Here is a 25,052-nt window from a genome sequence, read left to right on the forward strand (position 1 = left end):
CGCCCCCCCGGGGGCGGGCCGCGGGGGTCGGGCGAATCCGCGGGGGGGGGGCGGCCCCCCCCCCCCCCCGCCCCCGGGCCGGGCCGCCCGGGGCCCCCCGCCGGGGCCGGCGCCGTGTCCAGGGGTGCGGCTACTCGGCCTTGATGGCCTCCAGCGCATTGAGCCTGGCCGCCCGGCGCGCCGGCCAGAGTGCGGCCAACACACCGACCAGCGCGGCCATGCCCAGGAAGATGCCGATCTCCGCGAACGGGATCTTCATGGTGTACGTGGTCACCGTCCCCGAGATGGAGGTCCCGGCGGCCCAGGCGATGAAGAGTCCGAGGCCGATGCCGAGGACCGCGCCGAACAGCGAGATGACCACGGCCTCCAGACGGACCATCCGCTTGACCCGCGAGCGGTCGAGGCCGATCGCCCGCAACATCCCGATCTCGTGCTTCCGCTCGAAGACCGACATGGCCAGGGTGTTCACCACACCGAGGACCGCGATGAGGATCGCCATGGCCAGCAGCCCGTAGAGCATCTTGAGCAACAGGTTGATCGCCTGGGCGAGCTCGTCGCTGATGGCCTGCTTGTCCTTCACGGAGATGGCAGGGTTCTTGCCGAGCGCGTCGATGATGGCGGCCTCGGCGGTGTCCGACGGCCCGCCCTTCATCTTCACCAGCACCTGGTCGTCGGCGACCTTGTCCAGGTGCGGGTCCACCACGGAGGTCGCGGCGTACAGGCCCTGGAACATGTCGTTGCCCTCGTAGACCCCACCGATCTTCACGGCCCGGGTCTTGCCGTCGTCGAACCTGAACCGCACGGAGTCGCCCACGGCGACGTGCAGGTCGTCGGCGAGCTCCTCGTCGATCAGCGCCTTCTTCCCGGTCAGGCCGTCGAACGAGCCACTGCTGAACTTGAAGTTGAGCAGTTCCGGGGCGGTGCGGGGGTCGACGCCGGTCATCTGCGTGAAGTTGCTTCCTGCCTCCCCGTACGCGGTCCGCAGGGGGCTGCTCGCCTCGACCTCGGGGAGCTCGTCCAGCTTCGAACGGACTTCGGGTGACAGCTCGTTGAAGTTGGCCATGGTCACCGAGTAGTCGGACTTCAGGGAGTCCACGGCCATCTTGTTGATCGCCGCCTGCATGGAGGTGGCGAGGACGGTCATGCCGGTGATGAGCGTGAGGCCGATCATCAGGGCCGCCGCGGTGGCGGCCGTACGGCGCGGGTTGCGGACCGCGTTCCGCCGCGCCAGGGTGCCGGCGACCCCGAAGCGGGCGAGCACCGGGGCCGCGGCCGCGATGACCGGACGGGACAGCAGAGGCGTGAGCACGATGACGCCGATGAGGACGAGTGCGGCGCCGCCCGCGAGGACGGTGTTCGCGGAGCCCTGCGTGCCCATGAACACCATGGCCGTGCCGAGAGCGGTGATGGCGGAGCCGATGCTGTTGCGCACGACGAGGCCGCGGGTGGTGGGCGTGGCATGCACGCTGTTCATCGCGGCGACCGGCGGGATCCTCGCGGCCCGCCGGCCGGGCAGCCAGGCGGCGAGCATGGTGATGACGACACCGACCAGCAGCGCGTACAGGCCGGTGCTGGGGGCGATGACGAGCGGGCCGTCGGGCAGTTCGGCGCCCATGGCGTTCACACCGGCGCGCATGGCGACGGCGACGCCGCTGCCGAGCAGGAAGCCGGTCACCGAGGCGACCAGGCCGATGAGGAGGGCCTCCAGGAGGACGGAGCGGGTCACCTGACGGCGGGTCGCGCCGATGGCGCGCAGCAGCGCCAGCTCCTTGGTGCGCTGGGCGACGAGCATGGTGAAGGTGTTGGCGATGAGGAAGATGCCGACGAACAGCGCGATGCCGGCGAAGTAGAGGAGCACCTGGCTCATCTGCTCGGTGTCCTTGGCGATGTTCTCGGCCTGCTCGTCCGCCAGCACCTTGCCGGTGGTGACCTCGGTGCCCTTCGGCACGATCTTCTCGACGGCGCTCTTGAGCGCGGCATCGGAGGCGCCCGGCTCGGCCCGGACGGTGATCTCGCTGTACTCGCCGCCGGTGTCGAGGACCTTCATGGCGGTGGCGTTGTCGAAGAGGACGAGGCTGCCGCCCGCCGTGACGCTGCCGTCGTCGGTGTCGAAGACGCCCGTGATGCGCTGCTTCGTCACCGGGCCGTCGGTGGAGACACGGGCGGTGTCGCCGGGCTTGAAGCCGGTGCGCTCCGCGGTGCGGCTGTCGAGGGCGATCTCGCCCCGCGCCTTCGGCGCGCGGCCGTCGGTGAAGGTGTAGCGGTCGTCCTTGCCGCCGGGGCCGGGGTAGTAGTTGGCACCGGTGCTGCCCCAGCCCTGGCCGACGAGCTTGCCGTCCTTGTCGGCGAGGGCGGTGAAGCCGGTGAGGGTGCCGGTGGCCGAACGGGCGCCCGGCGCGTTCTCGATCCTCTTGAGCAGCCGCTCGGTGAGGACGGGGTCCTCCTTGGCCTCGTCGCCTCCGCCGCCGGACTCGCCGTACGAAGCGGACGCCCCGTCGGAGCGCACGGCGACCGAGACGTTCTCGAAGCTCTTCGCGGACCGGTTCTTGAAAGCGGTGCCGACGGAGTCGGTGAAGATGAGGGTGCCGGAGACGAACGCGACGCCGAGCATGACGGCGAGCACGGTCATCATCAGCCTGGCTTTGTGCGCGAGCACATTACGCACGGCAGTACGGAACATGGTTCTGTGTCCTGGGGTCGGGCCGGTGGCGGTCGGTTGTGCGCTGTCAGCCAGTGGGGCTCTTGGCGGTCCGGGAGGCGGGGGCGCCGGCGCCTCCGGAGATGCGCAGCATGCGGTCCAGGACGGAGTCGGCGGTGGGCTCGCGCAGTTCGTCGACGATCCGGCCGTCGGCCAGGAAGATGACGCGGTCGGCGTACGCGGCGGCGACCGGGTCGTGGGTGACCATCACGATCGTCTGGCCCAGCGCCCGGACCGAGTTGCGGAGGAAGCCCAGGACCTCGGCGCCGGAGCGGGAGTCGAGGTTGCCGGTCGGCTCGTCCGCGAAGATGATCTCCGGCTTGGAGGCCAGGGCCCGTGCCACGGCGACGCGCTGCTGCTGACCACCCGACAGCTCCGTGGGGCGGTGCTTCAGGCGCCCCGACAGACCGACGGTCTCGATGACCTGGTCCAGCCACTGCCGGTCGGGCTTGCGGCCCGCGATGTCCATGGGCAGCGTGATGTTCTCCAGGGCGTTGAGCGTGGGCAGCAGATTGAAGGCCTGGAAGATGAAGCCGATCTTGTCCCGGCGCAAACGGGTGAGCTGCTTGTCCTTCAGGGACGTCAGCTCCACTTCGCCGATGCGCGCGGAGCCGGAGGAGACGGTGTCCAGGCCCGCGACACAGTGCATGAGCGTGGACTTGCCGGAGCCCGAGGGCCCCATGATCGCGGTGAACTCGGCCTGCCGGAACTCGACGGACACGTGGTCCAGGGCGACCACCTGGGTCTCGCCTTGGCCGTACACCTTGGACAGTTCCGTGGCGCGGGCTGCCACGGCGGTGGTGCGGGCGGCGGTCTGGACGCCGTACGGGGTGGTGGTCACGGGAACGGGCTCCTGTCGGGCCGTGGGGCGGATGGGCGGATTCCATCGTCCCGTCCGGAAAGCCCGTCAGGATCAGTCCAGGTTCTGGTTCCAGGGGCAGCCCAGGGAGGTACCCGGAGGCCCCCGTGTCCTCCTTGGGGATGACCACGACCCCCGAGAGTCCCCCTGAGAAGGGCGACGACTTTCCGTCAATCCCACGGCATGGAGGCGGAGCCGTGTACCCCGCCCGGGCATGTGCCTACCGCAGGTACCGCGTGTCTGACGCTCTCTCAGTTGCCCATAAAATCAGACAACCTCGCACCGCCCGGCCGGAGTTCGAGGGATGAAGCCGGATAGGCTCTGTGTGCGCCCTGGGGGGACCGTCAGAGTCCGGGACCCTGCCCGGATGGTGGAATGCAGACACGGTGAGCTTAAACCTCACTGGCCCTATTGGGCCGTGCCGGTTCAAGTCCGGCTCCGGGCACCCGCAAATTCCCCGGGCGCACACCGGGCGGCGGCCCGGTCTCAGGGCTTCCTCTCAAAGATCCTCCCGTGGTACTAGGGTGCATTCTTTGCCCACCCATTACTCTGATGGCAAGGTCGCGCCCGGCGGCCATGGAGGAGTGAGATGAGGAGCAGCAACCCGGTCTTCTCGCGACGGGGATTCAGCCGCGACAATGGCTTCGCGAGCTTCAACGCGGCGCAGCAGGCCGGGGGCCCCGCCGCAGTTCAGCAGGGCAACCCGTACGCTTCGGGCAATCCGTACGCCCAGACCGCGGACGGCACCTTGCAGGGCGCGCCCCCGGTAGCACCGCCGCAGACCGACCGGATGACGATGGACGACGTCGTCATGCGGACGGGCATCACGCTCGGCACCGTCGTGGTCGGCGCGGCCGTCGCATGGATCATGAGCATGCCCCTGCCGCTCGCTGTGGGCTGTGGTCTTGTCGCGATGGTCCTGGGCCTGGTGCAGGCGTTCAAGCGCAAGGCCTCGCCTCCGCTGATCATCGCCTACGCCGCCTTCGAGGGCCTGTTCCTGGGTGCGCTGAGCAGCGCCATCAACGAGCGGCTCGACGGCGCCCCGATGCAGGCCGTGCTGGGCACGATGGCCGTCTTCGTCGGTGTGCTCATCGCCTACAAGACCCGCCTGATCCGGGTCAATCAGCGCTTCTACCGCTACGTGATGGCCGCCGCGATCGGCTTCCTTCTGCTGACCGCGGTGAACCTGCTCTTCATGGCGTTCGGCGGCGGTGACGGACTCGGCTTCCGCAGCGGCGGACTCGGCATCCTCTTCGGTGTCGTCGGCGTCATCCTCGGCGCCTGCTTCCTCGCCCTGGACTTCAAGCAGGTCGAGGACGGCATCGCCTACGGCGCCCCCCGCGAGGAGTCCTGGCTGGCCGCCTTCGGCCTCACCATGACCCTGGTGTGGATCTACCTGGAGCTGCTGCGCCTGATCTCGATCCTGCGCGGCGACTGACCGCAGTCCGGCGGGCCCGGGCGCGGACCCGCCGGACACCGGACACAGCGAAGGGCCCGGAGGCTTGCCTCCGGGCCCTTTCGTCTTTCTCGCTCGGGGCGGGGTCCGCGGTCGGTGCTAGAGCAGCTTCCGCGCGGCGCGCCGCAGGTCGTACTCGTGGATGATCGCTTTCGCGTGGCCGTAGGCGAGGTTGTGCGCGCCACGCAGCCAGTTGACCTTTTCTTCGAAACGGAAGAGGGCGGGGCCTTCGTCGACGGTGCGAAGCCAGTCGGAGACTTCACGGCCGGTGCACTGAGGGATACGGGAGAGCAGGTTCCGGTGGGTCTCTTCGGAGAAGACTTGGGACATCGGCGCCTCCGGACGCGTCCATTGCCGGGTCATGAGCCTGGCCAGGTGTGGTCCTTCACGACACCGTGCCTGAGTGTTCGCCTGTTGGCAACAGGCAGGGGGAGGCGCATAGGCTCGCGCCGTGCTCGATGTGACGCCTCTGGTGACTGCTGTGGATCAACTCGCCGACCGGCTGCGGGCGGCCCCGCAGAGCAGGCTGCAACGCGGTGCTGCGGCGGAAGGGCTTGCCCTTGCGCGGGAGTTGGCGGCCCGGGCGCACCGCCTGGAGTTCCCCGGGGAGGATCCCTGGCCGATGCCGGATGCGGGGATGTTCGCGGTGTCCGACCAGGTGGCCGTGGCCGGCCATGATTTGGCCGAAGCCCTGCGGTCGGCCTCGGAGGAGGAGCTGGCGGAGGCGGTCGCGCTCGTGGAGAAGGCGACCGGGCACGTCTAGCCGCGGGTGCGTGTGCGGGTGCGGCGCGGACTCGTGCCCTGTGCGTCCGCCGGGACCGCCGGACCCTCGGTGGTCCAGGTACGCGATCTCTGTTCGACGGGGGACTCCCGAGGATCAGAGTGAGGCGATGACCCGGTCCGCGAGGATGTAGACGGTTTCCTCGCCGTCGTCGCCGTACGCGAAGGTCAGCGCATAGGCGCCCGAAATGCCCGATCCGCCCAACAGGACGGGGGTCTTGCCCTCGCGCAGCGCCCGCGCGAGCCGTTCAGCGGTCTCGCGGTGGCCCGGGGTCATGCAGATCGTCGTGCCGTCCGTGAAGACATAGACATCCAGCGTGCCCAGAGGGCCGGGGCGTACGTCCGTCAGCGGAGTCGCGTCGGCGGCGAGTTGCCCCAGCCGGCTCATGGTGCGGTCGTGGTCGGCGAAGGCCGGTGCCGCGGGCGAGCCCGGCTCGCGGTGGTTGTCCGGGTTCGAGGGGTGGCGGCGGCGCGCGGCCGCCAGCTCCGGCGACTCCTCGGTCTCGGCGGGGCCGCTGTCGGCGGCGGGGCCGGCCGTCGTGGCGCCCTGCTCGTACGCGTCGATGGAGGCGTCCACGGCCTCGATGCTCTCCAGCACTTCGGCGACCTCGGCGAGGTCGGCCCCCAGGAACGGCTCCAGGCCCGCGAAGTCGGCCTGGCGCGGCACATAGACCGCCGGCTCGTCGCTCAGCGGGCCCGGGCTGCCGAGCATCGGAGGTGAGTCCGCCGCGTCACGCGCCTCCTGCGCCGCCCAGAACGCGCGGGCCTCCGCCAGCTCCCGCTCCCGCTCCTCGGCGAGCGCGTCGGCGACCGCCGCCCGTATCTCCTCGGCGGGGGTGGCGCGAGCCGCCGGTACGGAGGCGGTTCCGGACTGCGCCGGCCGCTCGGCGAGCTCGGCGCGCAGCGCGGAGAGCTGCTTGCGAAGCCCCCGGGCGGCGTGCAGGGCGGCGGCGCCCACGGCCGTGGCCGTGGCAGCCGCCAGCAGCAGGGCAACGGACATGGCGCTCACTGACGTACTCCCGGATGTGGATGAGGTCCCCCGAATTCCTACCTCAGGTTGCCGCGGGCCGCGGCCCGCTGTCAGTGCATAACATCATGAATCGGATGCGAGCACAGCCCGAACGTCTGTCCGTCCAACCACTCTGACCTGCTGAAACGAATCTCCCCCAGGACATACATCACATCCTGGGGGAGATTCGGTCACGACGTTGTGGTGATTGTGACGCGTGGGGCGCGCGGGGTCAGCTCAGACGCTCGATGACCATGGCCATGCCCTGGCCGCCGCCGACGCACATGGTCTCCAGACCGAACTGCTTGTCGTGGAACTGGAGGGAGTTGATGAGCGTGCCGGTGATCCGGGCGCCCGTCATGCCGAAGGGGTGGCCGACCGCGATCGCGCCGCCGTTGACGTTCAGCTTGTCGATGTCGATGCCCAGGTCGCGGTAGGAGGGGATGACCTGCGCGGCGAACGCCTCGTTGATCTCGGCCAGATCGATGTCGTCGATGGTCAGGCCGGCGCGGGCCAGCGCCTGCTTGGACGCCTCGACCGGGCCGTAGCCCATGATCTCGGGGGAGAGCCCGGAGACGCCGGTGGAGACGATCCGTGCCAGCGGCGTCAGGCCCAGCTCGCGCGCCTTGGTGTCCGACATGATCACCAGCGCGGCGGCGCCGTCGTTCAGCGGACAGCAGTTGCCGGCCGTGACCAGGCCGTCGGGGCGGAACACGGGCTTCAGGCCCTGCACGCCCTCCAGGGTCACGCCGGCGCGCGGACCGTCGTCCTTGGAGACGACCGTGCCATCGGGGGTGGTGACCGGAGTGATCTCGCGCTCCCAGAAGCCCTTCTTGATGGCTTCCTCGGCGAGGTTCTGGGAGCGGACGCCGAACTCGTCCATGTCCTGGCGGGTGATGCCCTTGAGGCGGGCCAGGTTCTCGGCGGTCTGGCCCATGGCGATGTACGCGTCCGGGATCGCGCCGTCCTCGCGCGGGTCGTGCCAGTCGGTGCCCTCCTGCTCGCTACGCGCCACCGTACGGGCCTCGGCGTCGGCGAACAGCGGGTTGTGGGTGTCCGGCAGACCGTCGGAGCTGCCCTTGATGCTCCGCGAGACCATCTCGACACCCGCGGAGATGAACACATCGCCCTCGCCCGCCTTGATGGCGTGCAGCGCCATCCGGGAGGTCTGCAGGGACGAGGAGCAGTACCGCGTGATGGTGCAGCCCGGCAGGTGGTCCATGCCCATCTGCACGGCGACGATCCGGCCGAGATTGTGGCCCTGCTCGCCGCCGGGGAGGCCGCAGCCCAGCATGAGGTCGTCGATCTCGCGCGGGTCCAGCTCGGGGACCTTGGCGAGCGCGGCCTGAATGATCTCGGCGGTCAGGTCGTCGGGGCGGACCTCCTTCAGGGAGCCCTTGAAGGCACGGCCGATCGGCGAACGGGCGGCTGAGACGATCACGGCTTCGGGCATCACGGCTCCCTGGAGAGGGCGGGGATACGGCAGGACTGTCTGGGAAGTTACCTGCACGTACGGCAGAGGTCACGGCCTGTGTGCTGTGACGCGGAACTCTTTTCTAAGCGCTTGCTCACCCCAGTGTGCCACCGGAACCCCCGCGGCGGGGACCGGAACGGGAGCTCCGGACCGACCGGGCGGGGCGGCGGCCCACCCCGCGTGCGCGTCCACGGCGGCACGCCGACGGGCCGGGCGGTGTCCGGCGGGAGCGGGCCGTATCGGATCCGGCGTCGTCCACGAGCGGCCGTCACGGAGGCCGGGCCTTCCCCGGCGGGTGCTTTCCCCGGTGCGTGCCGGACAGGCCGTTCGCCCCCGCAAGGGCGCGGTGCGCCGCGGCGGCGTGCCGGAGCGGCCCAACCGTCGAGGTGCGGGAACGGGTGCCCCACCGGCACCGCGGTGGTGGTGGCGGCGCTGCTGCTCACCGCGGACAGCGGGCCGGGGGACTCCCGCCCGCAGACAGCGGGCCGGAGGACTCCCGTGGCAGCCCCGCCGCCCCGTTGCCGCCCCCGGTCACGCCTCCGGCATGCGGATGGTCGCCGGGGTTTCCGCGCCGGTGGCGTCCTTCGCGGCCGCGTCGGACGCAGGGAGCCGCCGCCGGCGGCGGTGTTTGAGCAGCACCCAGGGCCCGCGGGTGCCCACCGGTGCGGCCGCGGCCACCTCCGTACCGCTCTCGGACGCCGCCTGTGCCGCCGCCTCCGCGACCGGCAGGATGCCCTCGCGGCGTGCCGCCTCCGGCCGCTCCGCATCCGGCCACAGGCCCAGTGCCGCGCACAGCGTCGGGAGCATCGCCATCGCGGCCGTCGCGTAACCCTCCGCCGACGGGTGGTAGTTGTCGGGGCCGAAGAGCTCGCGCGGGTTCGCCTCGAACTCCGGGCCGAGCAGGTCGCCCAGCGAGACCGTACGGCCGCCCTGTTCCACCACGCCGATGGTCTGTGCCGCGGCGAGCTGCCGGCTCATCCGCCGGGCCAGCCAGCGCAGCGGCTGGTAGACCGGCTCGATCGTGCCGAGGTCCGGACAGGTGCCGACCACCACTTGGCAGTTCTTCTCGCGCAGCCGCCGTACCGCGTCCGCGAGCAGCCGCACCGAGCGGGCGGGCGGCATGCGGTGCGTGACGTCGTTGGCGCCGATCATGATCACGCAGACGTCGGGGATCAGGCTGCTGTCCCCCAGCAGCATCGTGACCTGGCGCTCCAGGTCGTCGGACTGCGCGCCCGGGAGCGCCACCGTCCGCAGATCCACGGGCCGTTCCGCGACGGCCGCGAGGCCCGACGCGAGCAGCGCCCCCGGCGTCTGGCGGGGGCGGTGCACACCCTGGCCCGCCGCGGTGGAGTCCCCGGCGAGGGCGAGCCGCAGCGGCCGCTGGTTCGCGTGGTGCGCGAACACCGCCCCGTAGCCTCCGTCCGCGACCGGTGGTACGTCCCCCGAGCTGCCCACGGATCGCCTCGCGAGCTGCACCTCGGTCAGCAGCAGTCCGATCGTCGCCCCGCCCAGCAGCCCGATCCCGCCGCCGCCGTACGCCGCCGCGGCCGCGATCCGCCGTGCCACCCTTGCCCTCGACATCGACATCCGCCGACCGCCTCCCGCCCGCGCCTCGTGCCTCCACGCCCTGCAGTACGTATGCCGCGGCAGGACCGACGTACGCCCTGCCACTAGCTGGTTGCCCGCTGTGGCCCGTCGCGCAACGCCCCCGTACGGCGGGTACGGGCCAGTTTGCGGTGCCACTGCTGAGGCGTGGCCCGGCGGAATAGGCTGGCCGCACGGGCCGTACGAGTGCGGCTGCCACCCGACCCGCGGAGACCCCGCCAGACCTGGAGAACGTCGTGCATTATCACGATTCGATGATTGAGCTCGTCGGCAACACCCCGCTGGTGAAGCTCAACAGCGTGACCGAGGGTATCCAGGCAACTGTCCTGGCCAAGGTCGAGTACTTCAACCCCGGCGGCTCCGTCAAGGACCGCATCGCCGTGCGCATGATCGAGGCCGCGGAGGAGTCCGGGGCGCTGCAGCCGGGCGGCACCATCGTCGAGCCGACCTCGGGCAACACCGGCGTGGGGCTGGCGATCGTGGCCCAGCAGAAGGGCTACCACTGCATTTTCGTGTGCCCGGACAAGGTGTCCACGGACAAGATCAATGTGCTGCGCGCGTACGGGGCGGAGGTCGTCGTCTGCCCGACCGCCGTCGATCCCGAGCACCCGGACTCGTACTACAACGTCTCCGACCGGCTCGTCCGGGAGACGCCGAACGCCTGGAAGCCGGACCAGTACAGCAACCAGAACAACCCGCGGTCGCACTACGAGACGACCGGCCCCGAGCTGTGGGAGCAGACCGAGGGGAAGATCACGCACTTCGTGGCGGGCGTCGGCACCGGCGGCACCATCACCGGAACCGGTCGCTATCTGAAGGAGATCTCCGAGGGCCGGGTGCGGATCGTGGGCGCGGACCCCGAGGGCTCGGTCTACTCGGGCGGTTCCGGGCGCCCGTATCTGATCGAGGGCGTCGGCGAGGACTTCTGGCCGACCGCCTACGACCCGAAGGTCACCGACGAGATCGTCGCGGTGTCCGACAAGGACGCCTTCCAGATGACCCGGCGGCTCGCCAAGGAGGAGGGTCTGCTCGTCGGCGGCTCCTGCGGCATGGCGGTCATGGGCGCGCTGAAGGTGGCCGAGAGTCTCGGTCCGGACGACGTGGTCGTGGTCCTGCTCCCCGACAGCGGCCGCGGCTATCTGTCGAAGATCTTCAACGACGAGTGGATGGCCGACTACGGCTTCCTGGAGGAGGGCGAGCCGAGCGCCCGCGTCGCGGACGTGCTGGCGTACAAGGAGGGCGCGCTGCCCTCGCTCGTCCACATGCACCCGGACGAGACCGTGGGCGAGGCCATCGAGGTGCTGCGCGAGTACGGCGTCTCGCAGATGCCGATCGTGAAGCCGGGCGCGGGCCACCCGGACGTGATGGCCGCGGAGGTCATCGGCTCGGTCGTCGAACGCGAGCTGCTGGACGCGCTGTTCACGCAACGCGCGTCACTCGGCGACCCGCTGGAGAAGCACATGTCCCCGCCGCTGCCGCAGGTTGGCTCAGGCGAGCAGGTCGAGGACCTCATGGCGGTCCTGGAGGGGGCCGACGCGGCGATCGTCCTCGTCGAGGGCAAGCCGACGGGTGTGGTGAGCCGACAGGACCTGCTGGCGTTCCTCGCCAAGGCCGGCAAGTAGAGACCGTCAAGTAGGGGGCGACACGGGGTAGTCGCGGCGGCGCGCACCGGAGGCGCGAGGGGGAGCCCAAGTGCCCGTCGGCGCCGCGTCGTTCGTGCCACGCAACTGGTACGCGTGTGTCACGCGCGTGCAGCACGCATTTAACACGGGTCCGGCACATTGGTGGTTGTCGGCACGAGCGCACGGGGCGGCGGGCACTGCCCACCGCACCGCGGTGCACGCGCCGGCACCCGAGAACGGCGCCATGGACCTCCGGAGCGGCTCCCGGACCTCCTGGTCGCCGCGGACGTGGAAGAAACCGGCCCTGACCCGGCCCGCGTCCACCGCGGGGACCGCCGTCGTCCCGCCCCCGGCTCGCGCCGGGGTGCGGCGGTCCCCGCCAACCCCCCACAGCCGAACGGCCCGTGATCCATGACCACGGGCCGTTCGGTTTTTCCGGAATCCGCTGTACGGGTGCCGTGCGGGTGCGGGTGCGGGTGCCGGTGCGGGTCTCGCTGACCGCGGTGTCGGCGCCGGTGCCGGTGTCAGTGCCGGTCCCGGTCTTCCGGTGCCCCGGCTGTCCGTGCGCCGGGTCGGCGGCCTACGGGGCGCAGCTGACGCCCGCTCCCGTGCCTGCCGTCGGGTCGCCCGCGCGCGACGGCAGGCACGGGCGGTTGGGGGCCGACAGGTCGTCGCCCCACCGGTCGTCGGCCCTCAGTCCCAGTCGCTGTCCGGCTTCCCGCGGCGCTGCCAGGGCATCCGGCCCGTCGCCTGGACCGCGTTCACCCCGACGATGCCCGCCCAGGTGACGATCAGCCCCGGCAGGCCCTCGTTCACCACGCCGATCGCCGACAGCGGCACGGCCAGAACGAGCGTGACGATGCCGAAGCCGAACCGCTCACCGAAGGTGCTGCCGCCTCCGGAACCGTGGGAGGGGGACGGTGCCGCGCCGCGCGCGACCACCATCTGGTGCTCGGCGAGCCGGCGGCGCATCCGCTGGTCGAGCGTCCCGTCCAGCCGCTGCTCGACCTTCTCCAGGAAGGACTCGATCAGCTCCGCCTCGTACTCGGGCCCCAGCTCTTTGCGCGCGTGCACGGTCGCGTCGAGTTCCTTCTGCAGCTCGTTGTCGCGGGCTTCCATGGTCGTCACGTTACGGTCGCCGATGGAGGGTGTCAGTAGGGGTATCCCCCGTAATCGGCGTAACGCGATGATGGGGCCGGTCCCCGGAGAGAAGGAGCGTACGTGTCCGAGGTCCTGCTGCCGTCGCTGACCGGGACGTACGCGTCCGGCCTTTCCGCTTCCGGACCCGGCGACCGTGACCGCCCGGACGCGATCACCGTGGCCGGACGGTCCTGCTCGCGGGAGGACCTTGCGGGCGCCGCCGGAGCGGTCGCGGCCCGTATCGCGGGGGCCGCGGCGGTCGCCGTACGGGCGGAGGCTTCGCTGGAGACGGTCGCGGCGGTGGTCGGCGGTCTGCTGGCCGGCGTGCCGGTCGTGCCCGTGCCGCCCGACTCGGGACCGGCGGAGCGGGACCACATCCTGCGGGACTCGGGTGCCGAGCTGCTGCTGCGCGGCGCGGAGGCCGCCGAGGACACCGTGCCCTTGCCGCCCGGAATCCGGCTCCTGCCCGTCGATACCGCCGAGCGCGCCACATGGACCGCGCCGGAGCCGGAGTCCGGCTCGACCGCGCTGATCCTCTACACCTCCGGCACGACGGGCGCCCCGAAGGGCGCGCTGCTGCCCCGGGGCGCGCTGGCCGCCGACCTCGACGCCCTCGCCGAGGTGTGGGAGTGGACCCCGGAGGACACCCTGGCCCACGGCCTCCCGCTGTTCCATGTGCACGGTCTGGTGCTGGGTGTGCTCGGTGCGCTGCGGGTCGGCAGCCGCCTGGTGCACACGGGACGGCCGACCCCGGAGGCGTACGCGGCGGCGGGCGGCAGCCTGTACTTCGGCGTCCCGACGGTGTGGGGGCGCGTCGTCCGCGACGCCACCGCGGCCCGCGCGCTGTCCGGCGCCCGCGTCCTCGTCTCGGGCAGCGCGCCGCTGCCCGCGCCCGTCTTCCGCGACCTGGAGGCGCTGACCGGCCACCGGCCGGTCGAGCGCTACGGCATGACGGAGACCCTCATCACGGTCTCCGCACGGGCGGGCGGCGAGCGCAGGCCGGGGTACGTGGGCTCGCCGCTGCCCGGCGTGCGTACCCGGGTCGTGGCGGAGGAGGGCGCCGAGATCGGTGAACTCCAGGTCACCGGGGAGACGTTGTTCACCGGCTACCTCGGCCGCCCCGAGGCGACCGCGGACTCCTTCACCGACGACGGCTGGTTCCGTACGGGCGACATCGCGGCCGTCGAGCCCGACGGCTTCCATCGCATCGTCGGCCGCGCCTCCACCGACCTCATCAAGTCCGGCGGCTACCGGATCGGCGCGGGCGAGGTCGAGAACGCGCTGCTCGACCACCCGGCGGTCCAGGAGGCGGCGGTCGTCGGCTCCCCGCACGAGGACCTCGGCCAGCAGATCGTCGCGTACGTCGTCGCCGACGGCATCACCGAGCGGGAGCTGACGGACCATGTGGCGGCCCATCTGTCGGTCCACAAGAGGCCCCGCCGCGTCGTCTTCCTCGACGCCCTGCCGCGCAACGCCATGGGCAAGCCGCAGAAGAAGCTGCTGCCGCCGCTGTGAGGCCGCGGCCCGTGGCGGGGTGACGGACCGGCCCCCGGGCGGGGGTGACGGACCGCCCCGGGGCGCGCGGTGCCCCGTACGGCCGGTCGGGATCAGGGCTTGAGCACGATCTTCCCGCGCGTGTGGCGCTGCTCCAGCTCCCGGAATGCCTCACGCACCTGGTCCAGGGGATAGGTCCGTGCGATCGGCAGCTCCAGGGTGCCCTGGTCGATCAGCCGGGCGAGCTCGGCGAGCACGTCGGAACTGGCGCCGGCCGCGTTGGCCTCCGTCTTCACCCCGTACTTCTGGGCCGCGGCGTAGTTGATGATGGTGTCGATGCGGTCCGGGGCGACGCCGAGTTCGACGGCGAGTTCGACGTAGTCGGCGCCGAAGGTGTCGATGAAGGCGTCCACCGAGCCGCCGGACGCGGCCCGGATGCGGTCGGCGACCCCCTCGCCGTACGTCACGGGGATCACGCCGTGGTCGGTGAGCCACGGGTGGTTGGCCTCGCTCGCCAGGCCGATCACGGTGGCGCCGGTGTGCCGGGCCAGTTGGACGGTGAGCGAGCCGACGCCGCCCGCGGCGCCGGAGACGATGACGGTGTCACCCGGCCCGGGAGCCACGGCCCGGACGGCGGCGTAGGCGGTCGCGCCCACGACGAACAGTGACCCCGCCACCTCCCACGGGATGCCCGGGGGCCGCATGATCAGGTTCCCGGCCTCGACGACGACGAAGTCCGCGTGGCTGGCTCGCTGCTCGCTGAAGCCCAGCACCTCGTCCCCGGCGGCGAATCCGCCCACGCCCTCGCCCGTCTCCGCGACGACCCCGGCGAGATCGCTGCCCTGGCCGGACGGGAAGGTCGCGGGGAACATCTCGTGCAGGCGGCCCTCGCGGATCGCGGCCTCGCCGGGGTTGATCCCCGCGGCCCTCACCTCGACGAGGACCTGCCCCGGACCGGGTGAGGGGCGTTCGACCTCCTCCACCCGCAGCACGTCGACCCCGCCGTACTCGTCGAACCGGACAGCCCTGGGCATCGCACGACCCCTCTCACAACCCCGATGCGGCTCTTCTCCTTCCATCCTTGCCGCGTATCCCGGGTGTCGGCCGGTCCCTCACCCGAGAGGCCCAGGGGCGACGTGTGCCCTTCCCGGGCCCGGCCGGCCTTGCCCGGCTTGTATATGGTCATGCAGAGTTTGTGGTGACTGAATAGCTGTCGGGTGCCGAGCTGCCGGCCCGTGACGATGCGCGCGGCGCGGCGGCGACCGACGGGAGGGCGACGACATGGGCGACGGGGACGAGGGCGGGACCGGCGGTGGGGACGCCGGTACGGCCGGTGCGTCCGCCCGGCTGCAAAAGCTCTTCGAGGGCCACCGGTTGACGCCGACGCAGCGGCGCATCGCGCACTGCATGGTGCGGCGGGCCGGGGACGCGCCGTTCCTCTCCAGCGTCGAACTGGCCGAACTGGCCGGAGTCAGCCAGCCGTCCGTCACCCGCTTCGCCGTTGCCCTCGGGTTCGACGGCTATCCGGCGCTGCGCAAGCACCTGCGCGAGGTCGCGCCCGCGGAGCGGGCGGAGGGCGCCGACGCGTACAACGAGTACCAGCAGGCGGTGCAGGCCGAGATCGAGAACCTGCGGCATCTCGCCGCCTCCCTCGCCGACCCCGGACCGGCCGAACGGGCGGGCCGGCTGCTCGCCGACTCCCGCCCGCTGCCCGTGCTCGGACTGCGCGCCGCCTCCGCCCAGGCGCGCGGCTTCGCGTACTTCGCGGCGAAGGTCCACCCGGACGTACGGCTGCTGGACGAGGGCGGCACGATGCTCGCCGACCGCATCGACGGGGTCCGGCGCGCGGGCGCGACCGCTCTGCTGTGCTTCGCGCTGCCGCGTCACCCGCGCGAGGTCGTCGAGGCCCTCGGCCATGCGCGCGAGGCGGGGCTGAGCGTGGTGACCGTCGCCGACAGCGCGTTCGCCCCGGTCGCGGCGCTCAGCGACGTGCTGCTGCCGGCGGCCGTCGGCACGGGGCTGGCCTTCGACACGGCGTGCGCGCCGATGATGCTCGGCCGGGTCCTGCTGGAGTCGATGTGCGACGCGCTGCCGGACGCCCAGGCCCGCCTGGAGGAGTTCGACGCGCAGGCGACGGCGCGCGGACTCTTCGTGGAGTGACGCATGACGGCCCCGGTTCGTACGGGCCGGGCGCCGGCACGCCGAATGCCAACGGACCCGCCGTCACTCTCCCCGCGCCCGCAGCACCAGCTTGTTGACCCCCCACAGGACGATCCCGATCGCCACCAGCACACCCGCCCGGATGTAGACGTCGGCCTCCCGGTCCGCCATCGGGCTCGCCAGGATGACGGACGTGATGGCACCCAGGACGGGCAGGGCGGTGGGGGTGCGGAAGTGCGCGTGCGGCACCGGGTTCCGGCGAAGTACCAGCACGGCGATGTTGACCACGGCGAAGACGCACAGCAGCAGGAAGGCCGTCGTGTCGCCGAGGCCCTCGATCTCGCCCGTCGACACCAGTCCGATCGCGATCGCGGTGACGAACAGGATCCCGGCGATGGGCGTCTGGCGGTGCGGGAGGACGCGGGCCATTCCGCGCGGGAGGATGCGTTCGTTCGCCATCCCGTAGCAGAGACGGGAGGCCATCATGATGTTGATCAGCGCCGAGTTGGTGACCGCGAACAGCGCGATGAGGGCGAACAGCTTGGGCGGGAAGTCGACTCCGCCGGCCTTGACGACTTCGAGCAGCGGCCCGGAGGACCCCTCCAGCACCTTGTAGTCGACGAGCAGCGAGGAGACGAGGCCGACCAGGACGTAGATCGTGCCGGTCACCGCCACGCCCAGGAAGATGGCCCGCGGGAAGGTGCGGGCCGGATCGCGGGTCTCCTCGGCCATGTTGACCGAGTCCTCGAAGCCGACGAACGCGAAGAACGCCAGCGCGGTCGCGCCCAGCACTCCGGTGTAGACCGCATAGCCCGTCCCGCCCGTTTGCAAATCGCCGAGCCGCGACGGCTCCCCGTCGCCCGTGATCACCGCCCAGACCCCGATCGCGAGGATGATCACCAGCCCGGTCAGTTCGACGAGCGTCAGCACCACGTTCGTCTTCACCGACTCCGAGACGCCGCGCAGTGTCAGGGCGGCCAGGGCAAGGATGAAGAGGATCGAGATGAGCGTCGGCGAGATGTCCACGAACTCCTGGAGGTAGTCGCCGCTGAAGGCACGGGCCGCGGCGCTCGCCGACGACAGCCCGGAGCACATCACCATGAACGCGACGATGAAGGTCACGAAGGGGACCTTGAACGCCTTCTGGGTGTAGAGCGCGGCGCCGGCAGCCTTGGGGTACTTGCCGACCAGCTCCACGTACGACGCCGCCGTCAGCACCGCGACGACGAAGCCGATCGCGAACGGCAGCCACAGGGCGCCGCCGATCTTTCCGGCGACCTTGCCCGTGGTGGCGTAGATGCCGGTGCCCAGGATGTCCCCGATGACGAAGAGGATCATCAGCTTGGGGCCGATGGCGCGCTTGAGCGGGGTGCCGTTGTCCGGCGTACCGCTCTCGGTGGAGGACGTGTCGGCGGTCATGGAGGGCGGCTACCCCGTGACGGACCTCACATCACCCCGTGACGCCCCGTACCCCCCGGATGGGAGGCGCGGAACACCCGCCGCGCGCGGGGCCGGTGCGTCAGTCGCGGCGCAGACCGCCGGTCAGCGCGTCGCGTTGCGCCCCGCCGCTCTCGGCGACGATCTCCTCCACCGTCTGCTGCGGGCGCGCGAGCGCGAAGCGCACGCCCCCCGGCGCGGACGGATCGTCGGTGAACCCGTACACGGCGGGCCGCGGCAGGCTGTTGTACGCGAAGTGGTTCGAGAAGTAGTACGCGCCGGTGTCGAGCAGAGCGGTCAGATCGCCCGCGGCCAGCAACGGCAGCGGCCGGTCCTCCGCCACCAGGTCACCCGCGAAGCAGCAGGGCCCGGCCACGTCCTGAGCCACCGAAGGCCCGCTCTTGGGCAGCCCCTTCGCGTCGTAGGCCCGTACGCGCAGAGGCCAGGACTGCGGGGCGAAGACCGTACGGGTGGCGAGCTGGGCGCCCGCGTGCGTGACCGCGATGGGCCGCCCGCCCGCCGACTTGGCGTACTCCACGCGCGCCAGCACCAGCCCGTTCTTGGCGAGCAGCGAACGGCCGAACTCGGTGACCAGGCCGTACCGGCCGTCGAGCAGTCCGGGTACTCCGGCGGCCAGCAGACGCGCGTACCCGGCGAAGTCCGGCGGCGTGTCGGAGCCGAAGTCGACCGGGAGTCCTCCGCCGATGTCGAGGGTGTCGACCTGGCGGCGCCCGGCCGCCGCGTTGATCTCCTCGGCGAGTTCGTACGCGGCGCGCGTGCCCGCCGCCATCGCCGCGGGCTCCATGCCCTGCGAGCCGGCGTGCACGTGCACCCGGGTCAGCCAGGGCCGGTCCAGGAAGGCGCGGACGACCCGCGCCCTGACCTCCTCCGGCGTCCCCCCGTCCGGTCCGTCGTCGTGCAGCGGCACCCCGAACTTCGAGGTGGCGGTGGCGGTGGACAGCGCGTCGATGGCGCCGCCCCCGATCTGCGGATTGATGCGCAGGCCCAGCGGCGGCAGCGTCTCTGGCCCCGCCGCGGCCAGGGCGTCGAGGCGGGCCAGCTCCTCCCAGTTGTCGGCGTTGAGGGCGATCCCGAGGTCCAGGGCCTCGCGCAGCTCGGCGTCCGTCTTGGCGGGGGAGTCGAGCACCGTACGGGACGCGGGCAGGCCCGCCGCGCGCGCCAGCGCCAGCTCCCCGGGGCTCGCGACCTCGCAGCCGAGCCCCTCGTCGGCCAGCAGCCGCAGCACCGGCACCAGCGACGCGGCCTTGACGGCGAATGCGTGCAGGACGGGCGTGCCGGGGGCGGTGACCTCGTCGAACGCGGTACGCAGCGAGGCGGTGGCCGAGCGGATCCCGGTGATGTCCAGCAGGCCGGCGACCGGTGACGCGTCGGTGATGAGGCCTTGCTCGACGGCCGCGCGCACGGCCCGGTCCCGGCGGGCGGCGGGCCCGTCCCCGTCGCGGCCCTGCGGGGTGCCGCCCGGCTCGTCGTGTGCGCGGGGTCCTGCGGAATCACTGGTGCTCATGGGCCCACTCCACCACCCCCGGACCGGACCTGCCCATCGTTTCCGGGCGTGCGGCTCGTTACAGTGGCGGCCCGCCGAGCGAGGAGGAGCCGTGAACGGGGCACAGGGACAGGCGGGGCGCATGCTGGGGGCCAACCTCCGCGCGCTGCGCACCGAGCGCGGCCTCTCGCTCTCCGAGGTCTCCCGCAGGTCCGGCGTCGCCAAGAGCGCCCTCTCGCAGCTCGAGGCCGGACACGGCAACCCGACCATCCAGACGGTGTTCTCTCTGTCGAACGCTCTGCGGGTGCCGGTCTCCGATCTCCTCGTCGAGCGGACCGAGCCGGACGTGCTGCTCGTACGCGGCGCGGGCCTGGATGTGCTCAGCAGCGAGGCCGTCGATCTGCGGCTGCTGCGCCGTGTCGAGCCCCGCGGCGGCGTGCTGGAGGTGTACGACCAGCGGGTGCGGCCGGGGGAGCGACAGCACTCCGATGGCCACCCCGGCCTGGAACATGTCGTGGTCACCGAGGGTGTGCTCCGCGTCGGACCGCCCGGTGACCCGTACGAGTTGGGCCCCGGCGACTACGTCTGCCTGCCCGGCTCCCGCCCCCACATCTACGAGACGGCCGGCGAAGTCCCGGTGGTCTCGGTGCTGTTGCTGGAGTACCCGGACGGCGCGGGTATTGACCCCGCAGGCCCGCCTCATTAGCGTCGTTCCCGTTCTCTGAAGAGAACGATTCCCGAGTCAGGGAACGGCGGTGCGCGGCATGCACGTCCTCCGGCAACACCCCGACGTCGTCGTCGTCGGCAGCGGCATCGCCGGCGCCGCCTGCGCCGAGTCCCTCACCCGGCGCGGTGTGCGTGTCACAGTCATCGACCGCGGGCCCCTCGCCTCCGGCACCACGGCGTGCGGTGAGGGCAACCTCCTGGTCTCCGACAAGGCGCCCGGGCCCGAACTCGCCCTCGCGCAGGCGTCCTTGCGCCGCTGGCCCGCCCTGCTCGCGGAGCTGGCCGAGGAGCTGGGGCCGCGGACCGCCGCGTGCGAGTACGAGCCCAAGGGCGGTCTCGTCGTCGCCCTCGGCGAGCGCGACGTGCCCGGCCTGCGGGCCTTCGCCGCCGCCCAGCGCGACTCCGGTGTCGACGTGCGCGACCTCTCCGCCGCCGAAGTCCCCTGCTACGAGCCGGGGGTGACGCGCAGGGCCCGCGCTGCCGCGTTCTATCCCGAGGACGCCCAGGTCCAGCCGGTGCTCGCCGCCACGGCCCTGCTCGCAGCCGTCCGTGCCCGCGGGAGCCGGGTCCGTACGGGCGTCCGCGCGAGCGGAGTCGACCACGGCGCGGACGGACGGGTGCGCGCCCTTGTCACCGCCGACGGGCCCCTCCCGTGCGGCGCGGTGGTCAACGCCTGCGGCCCGTGGGCCGGGTCATTCGCCGAGGCGGCGGGGGCACCGCTGCCCGTCCTGCCCCGCCGCGGCCTGGTCCTGGTCACCGCGCCGCTGCCGCCCGGCACCGTACGGCACAAGGTCTACGACGCCGACTACGCCTCCGCGGTCGGCAGCGGCGACGCCGAGCTGCAGACCTCCACGGTCGTCGAGTCGACCCGGGCCGGGACGGTGCTCATCGGGTCGAGCCGGGAGCGGGCCGGATTCGACGAGCGCGTGCGCCTGGCCGTGCTGCGCGAACTCGCCCGCAAGGCCGCGGCCCTCTTCCCCGCCCTGCGGGACGTCCACGCCCTGCGCGCCTACGGCGGCTTCCGCCCGTACACCCCTGACCATCTGCCGGTCATCGGCGAGGACCCGCGCCGCCCCGGGCTGTGGCACGCCACGGGCCACGAGGGCGCCGGTATCGGACTGGCCGCCGCCACGGGCGAGTTGCTCGCCGAGCTGTATGCGGGAGAGCCCCCGCACCTCGCCCCCGAGCCCTTCCGGGTGGACCGGCCGGGCCTGTCGACCGAGGAGGAACCATGCGAGAAGTGACCATCGACGGCGAGCCGCACGCCTTTGTGCCAGGACGCACCGTCGCGGCGATCCTCCTCGCCGCGGGCCGCCGGTCCTGGCGCACCACACGCCACGGCGGCCGGCCGCGCGGCGTGTTCTGCGGCATCGGCGTCTGCCACGACTGCCTCGTGACCGTCAACGGCCTTCCGGACGTGCGCGCCTGCCTGCGCGAGGCCGCACCGGGCGACACCATCCGCACCGGCACCACGCCGGCCGACGAGGAGGACCTGTGATCGTCGTCGTCGGCGCCGGGCCCGCGGGCACGGCGGCCGCTCTCGCCGCGGCGGATGCCGGAGCCTCCGTCGTTCTGCTCGACAACGCCCCGCGCGCCGGCGGCCAGTACGACCGCCGGTCGCTCGTCGGCCGGCACTCCCCAGCCCCTGGCGAAGCGGCCCTGGACGCGCACCCCCGGATCGACCACCGGCCCCGCACCTCCGTCTGGGCACTCGAACCGGACGGCCCGGACGGCATCCTCGTCCACACCCAGCAGGGCCCCGCCGATGCGGCCCGCCCCGTACGGACGCTCCGGGCGTCCGCGCTGATCCTGTGCACCGGCGCGTACGACCGTGCTTTCCCCTTCCCCGGCTGGGAGTTGCCCGGAGTGATCACGGCGGGCGCGGCGCAGGCCCTCGTCAAGGGGCAGGGGATCGCACCCGGCGGCCGGACCGTCCTCTCGGGCACGGGCCCGTTCCTGCTGCCGGTGGCCTCGGCCCTGCTGTCCGTCGGCGCGGACATCGCCGGGGTCTACGAGGCGGGATCGCCCACCGGCTGGCTGCGCAGCCCTCTCACCGCGCTCCGCGACGGCCGCTCCAAGCTCCCCGAACTGGCCGCCCACGCAGCCACGCTGGCCCGTCACCGGGTCCCGTACCGCACCCGTACCGCCGTAGTCGCCGCCCACGGCAGCGACCGCGTCGAGTCGGTGACCCTCGCCCGCCTGAGGCGGGACTGGACCGTCCGCAGCCGCCGCCGCGTCGCCGCGGACACCGTGTGCGTCGGCTACGGCTTCACGCCCCAGCTCGAACTGGCCGTGGCCGCCGGATGCGCCCTGCGGGACGAGCGGTTCGTGGCGGTCGACGAAGCCCAGGCCACCTCCGTCCCGGGGGTGTATGCGGCAGGCGAGATCACCGGCATCGGCGGAGCCGAACTCGCAGTCGCGGAGGGGGAGGTGGCGGGCGCGGCCGCGGCTCACGGCCTCGCCGGGGCAGCGCCCGCCGCCGGCCCCGTACGGCCCGGGCGCCGCGCCGCGGCCCGCGTACGGTCGGGACGCCGCTTCGCTGCGGCGCTCGCCGCGGCCCACCCGGTCCGCCCGGGCTGGCGGAGCTGGCTGACCGACGCCACGCTCGTGTGCCGCTGTGAGGAGGTCACGTACGCGGACCTGCGGGCGGCGGTCGAGGACCGCGGGGCGGACGGGATGCGCGCGCTCAAACTCACCAGCCGCGCGGGGCTGGGCGCCTGCCAGGGGCGCGTCTGCGGCCGCACCGCGGCCGAACTGGCCGGCGTCCCCGAGTCCCACCGCCGCCCGCTCGCCCAGCCCGTGCGCCTGGGCGACCTGGGAAGCCGGGAACAGCCGCAGGACCCGTACCCCGGAGGGCAGTGAGCGTGAGGACCGGCAAGCCTCAAGGGTCCTGCGAGCCGGGCCCGCAGCCGAGGAACCCATGAGCCCAGGGACCCGAGCCCGGTGACCCCCTGACCCCCTGACCCCGAGAACCGTGACCACTTCCGCAGATCCCCGGACCACTCGGAGGAAAGCATGCCCCAGCCCCAGAACCGGCCCGACGCCCGGAACCGGCCCGACGCCCGGAACCGGCCCGTCGACCGGAACCGGCCCGGCCCCAAGCCCCACGCCGGCCGCCTCACCGGCGTCATCGTCGCCACCGCCCTCCCCTACGCCGAGGACCCCGCCGCGCCCGCCGGCCTCCGCCCCGACCTCGACGCCTACGCCGACCACTGCCGCTGGCTGATCGACAACGGCTGCGACGGCGTGGGCCCCAACGGCTCGCTCGGCGAGTACTCCTCGCTCACCGACGCCGAGCGCCGCGCCGTCGCCCGTACGGCCGTGGACGCGGTCGGACGTGACGCGCTCGTCGTGGTCGGTGTGCACGGCGCCGGAGCGCACCAGGCGCGGCGGCACGCCGAGATCGCCGCCGAGGACGGCGCCGACGGCGTGCTCTGCCTGCCGCCGACCCTCTACCGGGCCAACACCGCCGAGATCGTGCACCACTTCGAGGAGGTCGCGAAGGTGGGCCTGCCGGTCATGGCGTACAACAATCCGCTGGACACCAAGGTCGACCTGACCCCGGAGACCGTCCGCGAGCTCGCGGCCATCGACAACGTCGTCGCCGTCAAGGAGTTCTCCGGTGACGTACGGCGGGTGCTCCACATCCGCGAGCAGGCGCCGGGCCTCGCGGTCGTCGCGGGGGCGGACGACCTGGTCCTGGAGGCTCTGCTCATGGGCGCCACGGGCTGGTTCGCCGGGTTCCCGAACGTCTTCCCCGCCGAGTCCGCCCGCCTCTTCGCCCTCGCCCGCGCGGGACGGCTGGACGAGGCACGGGAGCTGTACGAGCCGCTGGTCGCCGCCTTCCGGTGGGACTCCCGCACCGAGTTCGTGCAGGCGATCAAGCGCGGCATGGACCAGGTGGGCCGGTACGGCGGCCCCTGCCGCCCGCCGCGCGGTCCGCTCTCGCCCGGTCAACTGGCGGAGCTGGACGCCGACATGAAGCGCGCCACGCAGGCGCTGGCCGCTGCCGAGCCGCCCGCCCCGCACGGGCCCGTCCGGTGAGAGCCGCCCGCTGCTTCCATGCCGTCGACTCCCACACCGAGGGCATGCCCACCCGCGTCGTCACCGGCGGGATCGGCCCGGTGCCCGGCGCGACCATGGCCGACCGGCGCCTCCACTTCGTCGAACACCTCGACCACATCCGCCGTCTGCTGGTGAACGAGCCCCGCGGGCACGCCGCGATGAGCGGCGCGATCCTCCAGCCGCCGACCCGGCCGGACGCCGACTGGGGCGTGCTGTTCATCGAGGTCTCCGGCGCTCTGCCGATGTGCGGGCACGGCACGATCGGCGTGGCCACGGTCCTCGTCGAGACCGGCATGGTCGAGGTGACCGAGCCGGTCACGACGGTGCGGCTGGACACCCCGGCGGGCCTGGTCGAGGCCCGCGTCGCCGTGCGCGAGGGCCGCGCCGAGGAGGTGACGCTGCGGAACGTGCCGTCGTACGCCCATGAACTCGACGCCGTGGTGGAGGTGCCCGGTCTCGGGGAGGTCCGCTACGACATGGCGTACGGCGGCAACTTCTACGCGATCACGCCGCTGGACCGGCTCGGCATCCCGTTCTCGCGTGCCCACAAGGAGCGGATCATGGCCGCCGGCCTGGCGGTGATGGAGGCGATCAATCGCTCGCGGCCGCCGGTCCACCCGGAGGACCCGGGGATCACCGGCTGCCGCCATGTGCAGTTCACGGCCCCCGGCGCGCCCGCGCCGGACGGCGGGCCCGCCTCGGATGCGCGCAACGCGATGGTCATCCACCCCGGCTGGTTCGACCGTTCCCCTTGCGGCACGGGCACCAGCGCCCGTATGGCACAGCTCCATGCCCGCGGGGAGCTGCCGGTCGGCCGGGACTTCGTCAACGAGTCCCTCATCGGAACGCGGTTCACCGGGCGCCTGGCCGGGACCGCGCGGGTGGGGGAGCGGGACGGGGTCGTGCCCACGGTCACGGGGCGGGCGTGGATCACGGGCATGGGCCAGTACCTGCTGGACCCGCGCGACCCGTTCCCGGCCGGGTTCACGCTGTAGCCACCGGCCGGATGGGTCACGGGGCGGT

General features: G+C 72.7%; 21 protein-coding genes and 1 tRNA gene. 12 read left to right on the plus strand and 10 right to left on the minus strand.

All coding sequences use genetic code 11. The features are described 5' to 3' along the window. Positions 1-130: 130 nt before the first annotated feature. Positions 131-2,680 (minus strand): ABC transporter permease, encoded by a 2,550-nt coding sequence (locus ACGFNH_RS31580; RefSeq protein WP_393659644.1) that lies wholly within the window; start codon positions 2,678-2,680, stop codon positions 131-133. Positions 2,681-2,726: 46 nt separating this feature from the next. Continuing rightward, complete coding sequence (locus ACGFNH_RS31585; RefSeq protein ID WP_393659646.1) at positions 2,727-3,539, minus strand: ABC transporter ATP-binding protein; 813 nt, start codon at positions 3,537-3,539, stop codon at positions 2,727-2,729. 379 nt (positions 3,540-3,918) lie between these two features. Here ACGFNH_RS31585 and ACGFNH_RS31590 point away from each other — a divergent pair. Then, positions 3,919-4,002: transfer RNA gene (locus tag ACGFNH_RS31590), tRNA-Leu, on the plus strand. A 144-nt stretch (positions 4,003-4,146) separates the two neighbouring features. After that, positions 4,147-4,995, plus strand: coding sequence for a Bax inhibitor-1/YccA family protein (locus ACGFNH_RS31595; protein ID WP_393659648.1), 849 nt, complete (start codon positions 4,147-4,149; stop codon positions 4,993-4,995). Positions 4,996-5,112: 117 nt separating this feature from the next. Here ACGFNH_RS31595 and ACGFNH_RS31600 read toward each other — a convergent pair whose 3' ends face one another. Further along, entirely contained in the window at positions 5,113-5,343 is a 231-nt protein-coding gene (locus tag ACGFNH_RS31600) for a DUF4287 domain-containing protein (protein WP_360845145.1), read from the minus strand. A gap of 121 nt (positions 5,344-5,464) precedes the next feature. On the opposite strand from ACGFNH_RS31600, the gene ACGFNH_RS31605 reads away from it, so the two are divergent. Further along, positions 5,465-5,776 (plus strand): hypothetical protein, encoded by a 312-nt coding sequence (locus ACGFNH_RS31605; RefSeq protein ID WP_393659650.1) that lies wholly within the window; start codon positions 5,465-5,467, stop codon positions 5,774-5,776. Positions 5,777-5,890: 114 nt separating this feature from the next. Here ACGFNH_RS31605 and ACGFNH_RS31610 read toward each other — a convergent pair whose 3' ends face one another. From ACGFNH_RS31610 to ACGFNH_RS31620, 3 genes are all read right to left on the minus strand, one after another. After that, positions 5,891-6,802, minus strand: coding sequence for a hypothetical protein (locus ACGFNH_RS31610; RefSeq protein WP_393659652.1), 912 nt, complete (start codon positions 6,800-6,802; stop codon positions 5,891-5,893). A gap of 232 nt (positions 6,803-7,034) precedes the next feature. Then, positions 7,035-8,255, minus strand: coding sequence for an acetyl-CoA C-acetyltransferase (locus ACGFNH_RS31615; protein ID WP_393659654.1), 1,221 nt, complete (start codon positions 8,253-8,255; stop codon positions 7,035-7,037). A 552-nt stretch (positions 8,256-8,807) separates the two neighbouring features. Further along, on the minus strand, positions 8,808-9,863 hold the full coding sequence (locus ACGFNH_RS31620; protein WP_393659655.1) for an SGNH/GDSL hydrolase family protein: 1,056 nt from the start codon (positions 9,861-9,863) through the stop codon (positions 8,808-8,810). Between the two features lie 254 nt (positions 9,864-10,117). Here ACGFNH_RS31620 and ACGFNH_RS31625 point away from each other — a divergent pair, with 254 nt between their 5' ends. Next, on the plus strand, positions 10,118-11,503 hold the full coding sequence (locus ACGFNH_RS31625) for a cystathionine beta-synthase (protein ID WP_393659657.1): 1,386 nt from the start codon (positions 10,118-10,120) through the stop codon (positions 11,501-11,503). Positions 11,504-12,196: 693 nt separating this feature from the next. On the opposite strand, the gene ACGFNH_RS31630 is transcribed toward ACGFNH_RS31625, so the two are convergent. Further along, positions 12,197-12,622 (minus strand): hypothetical protein, encoded by a 426-nt coding sequence (locus ACGFNH_RS31630; RefSeq protein ID WP_393659659.1) that lies wholly within the window; start codon positions 12,620-12,622, stop codon positions 12,197-12,199. A gap of 114 nt (positions 12,623-12,736) precedes the next feature. On the opposite strand from ACGFNH_RS31630, the gene ACGFNH_RS31635 reads away from it, so the two are divergent. Continuing rightward, positions 12,737-14,158, plus strand: a complete 1,422-nt coding sequence (locus ACGFNH_RS31635) for an AMP-binding protein (RefSeq protein ID WP_393659766.1) — start codon at positions 12,737-12,739, stop codon at positions 14,156-14,158. Between the two features lie 92 nt (positions 14,159-14,250). Here ACGFNH_RS31635 and ACGFNH_RS31640 read toward each other — a convergent pair whose 3' ends face one another. Continuing rightward, positions 14,251-15,171, minus strand: coding sequence for an NADP-dependent oxidoreductase (locus ACGFNH_RS31640; protein WP_393659661.1), 921 nt, complete (start codon positions 15,169-15,171; stop codon positions 14,251-14,253). A gap of 247 nt (positions 15,172-15,418) precedes the next feature. Here ACGFNH_RS31640 and ACGFNH_RS31645 point away from each other — a divergent pair, with 247 nt between their 5' ends. Beyond that, positions 15,419-16,297 carry a MurR/RpiR family transcriptional regulator gene (locus ACGFNH_RS31645; protein ID WP_393659663.1) on the plus strand — a complete coding sequence of 293 codons (879 nt, stop codon included), beginning with the start codon at positions 15,419-15,421 and terminating at the stop codon, positions 16,295-16,297. 63 nt (positions 16,298-16,360) lie between these two features. On the opposite strand, the gene ACGFNH_RS31650 is transcribed toward ACGFNH_RS31645, so the two are convergent. Both ACGFNH_RS31650 and ACGFNH_RS31655 read right to left on the minus strand, forming a co-directional pair. Further along, positions 16,361-17,716, minus strand: coding sequence for an APC family permease (locus ACGFNH_RS31650; protein ID WP_393659664.1), 1,356 nt, complete (start codon positions 17,714-17,716; stop codon positions 16,361-16,363). A 100-nt stretch (positions 17,717-17,816) separates the two neighbouring features. Further along, positions 17,817-19,259 (minus strand): diaminopimelate decarboxylase, encoded by a 1,443-nt coding sequence (locus ACGFNH_RS31655; RefSeq protein ID WP_393659666.1) that lies wholly within the window; start codon positions 19,257-19,259, stop codon positions 17,817-17,819. A 91-nt stretch (positions 19,260-19,350) separates the two neighbouring features. Between ACGFNH_RS31655 and ACGFNH_RS31660 the strand changes: the two genes are divergently transcribed. The 6 genes from ACGFNH_RS31660 (at position 19,351) to ACGFNH_RS31685 (ending at position 25,024) form a co-directional block, all read left to right on the plus strand. Further along, positions 19,351-19,944: a helix-turn-helix domain-containing protein gene (locus ACGFNH_RS31660; RefSeq protein WP_393659668.1), complete on the plus strand. Its 594-nt coding sequence runs from the start codon at positions 19,351-19,353 to the stop codon at positions 19,942-19,944. Positions 19,945-20,002: 58 nt separating this feature from the next. Continuing rightward, positions 20,003-21,208, plus strand: a complete 1,206-nt coding sequence (locus ACGFNH_RS31665; protein WP_393659767.1) for an NAD(P)/FAD-dependent oxidoreductase — start codon at positions 20,003-20,005, stop codon at positions 21,206-21,208. Further along, positions 21,196-21,462 carry a (2Fe-2S)-binding protein gene (locus tag ACGFNH_RS31670; protein WP_393659670.1) on the plus strand — a complete coding sequence of 89 codons (267 nt, stop codon included), beginning with the start codon at positions 21,196-21,198 and terminating at the stop codon, positions 21,460-21,462. Before ACGFNH_RS31665 ends, ACGFNH_RS31670 begins: the two co-directional genes overlap by 13 nt. Further along, the gene (locus ACGFNH_RS31675; RefSeq protein ID WP_393659672.1) at positions 21,459-22,826 is read left to right on the plus strand and encodes an FAD-dependent oxidoreductase; all 1,368 of its coding nucleotides are present in this window, start codon (positions 21,459-21,461) and stop codon (positions 22,824-22,826) included. Before ACGFNH_RS31670 ends, ACGFNH_RS31675 begins: the two co-directional genes overlap by 4 nt. 153 nt (positions 22,827-22,979) lie before the next feature. After that, the gene (locus ACGFNH_RS31680) at positions 22,980-24,008 is read left to right on the plus strand and encodes a dihydrodipicolinate synthase family protein (protein WP_393659674.1); all 1,029 of its coding nucleotides are present in this window, start codon (positions 22,980-22,982) and stop codon (positions 24,006-24,008) included. Then, positions 24,005-25,024 (plus strand): proline racemase family protein, encoded by a 1,020-nt coding sequence (locus ACGFNH_RS31685; protein ID WP_393659676.1) that lies wholly within the window; start codon positions 24,005-24,007, stop codon positions 25,022-25,024. Before ACGFNH_RS31680 ends, ACGFNH_RS31685 begins: the two co-directional genes overlap by 4 nt. Positions 25,025-25,052 lie beyond the last annotated feature (28 nt).

The sequence above is a fragment of the Streptomyces sp. NPDC048639 genome, assembly GCF_043199075.1.
GTDB lineage: Bacteria > Actinomycetota > Actinomycetes > Streptomycetales > Streptomycetaceae > Streptomyces.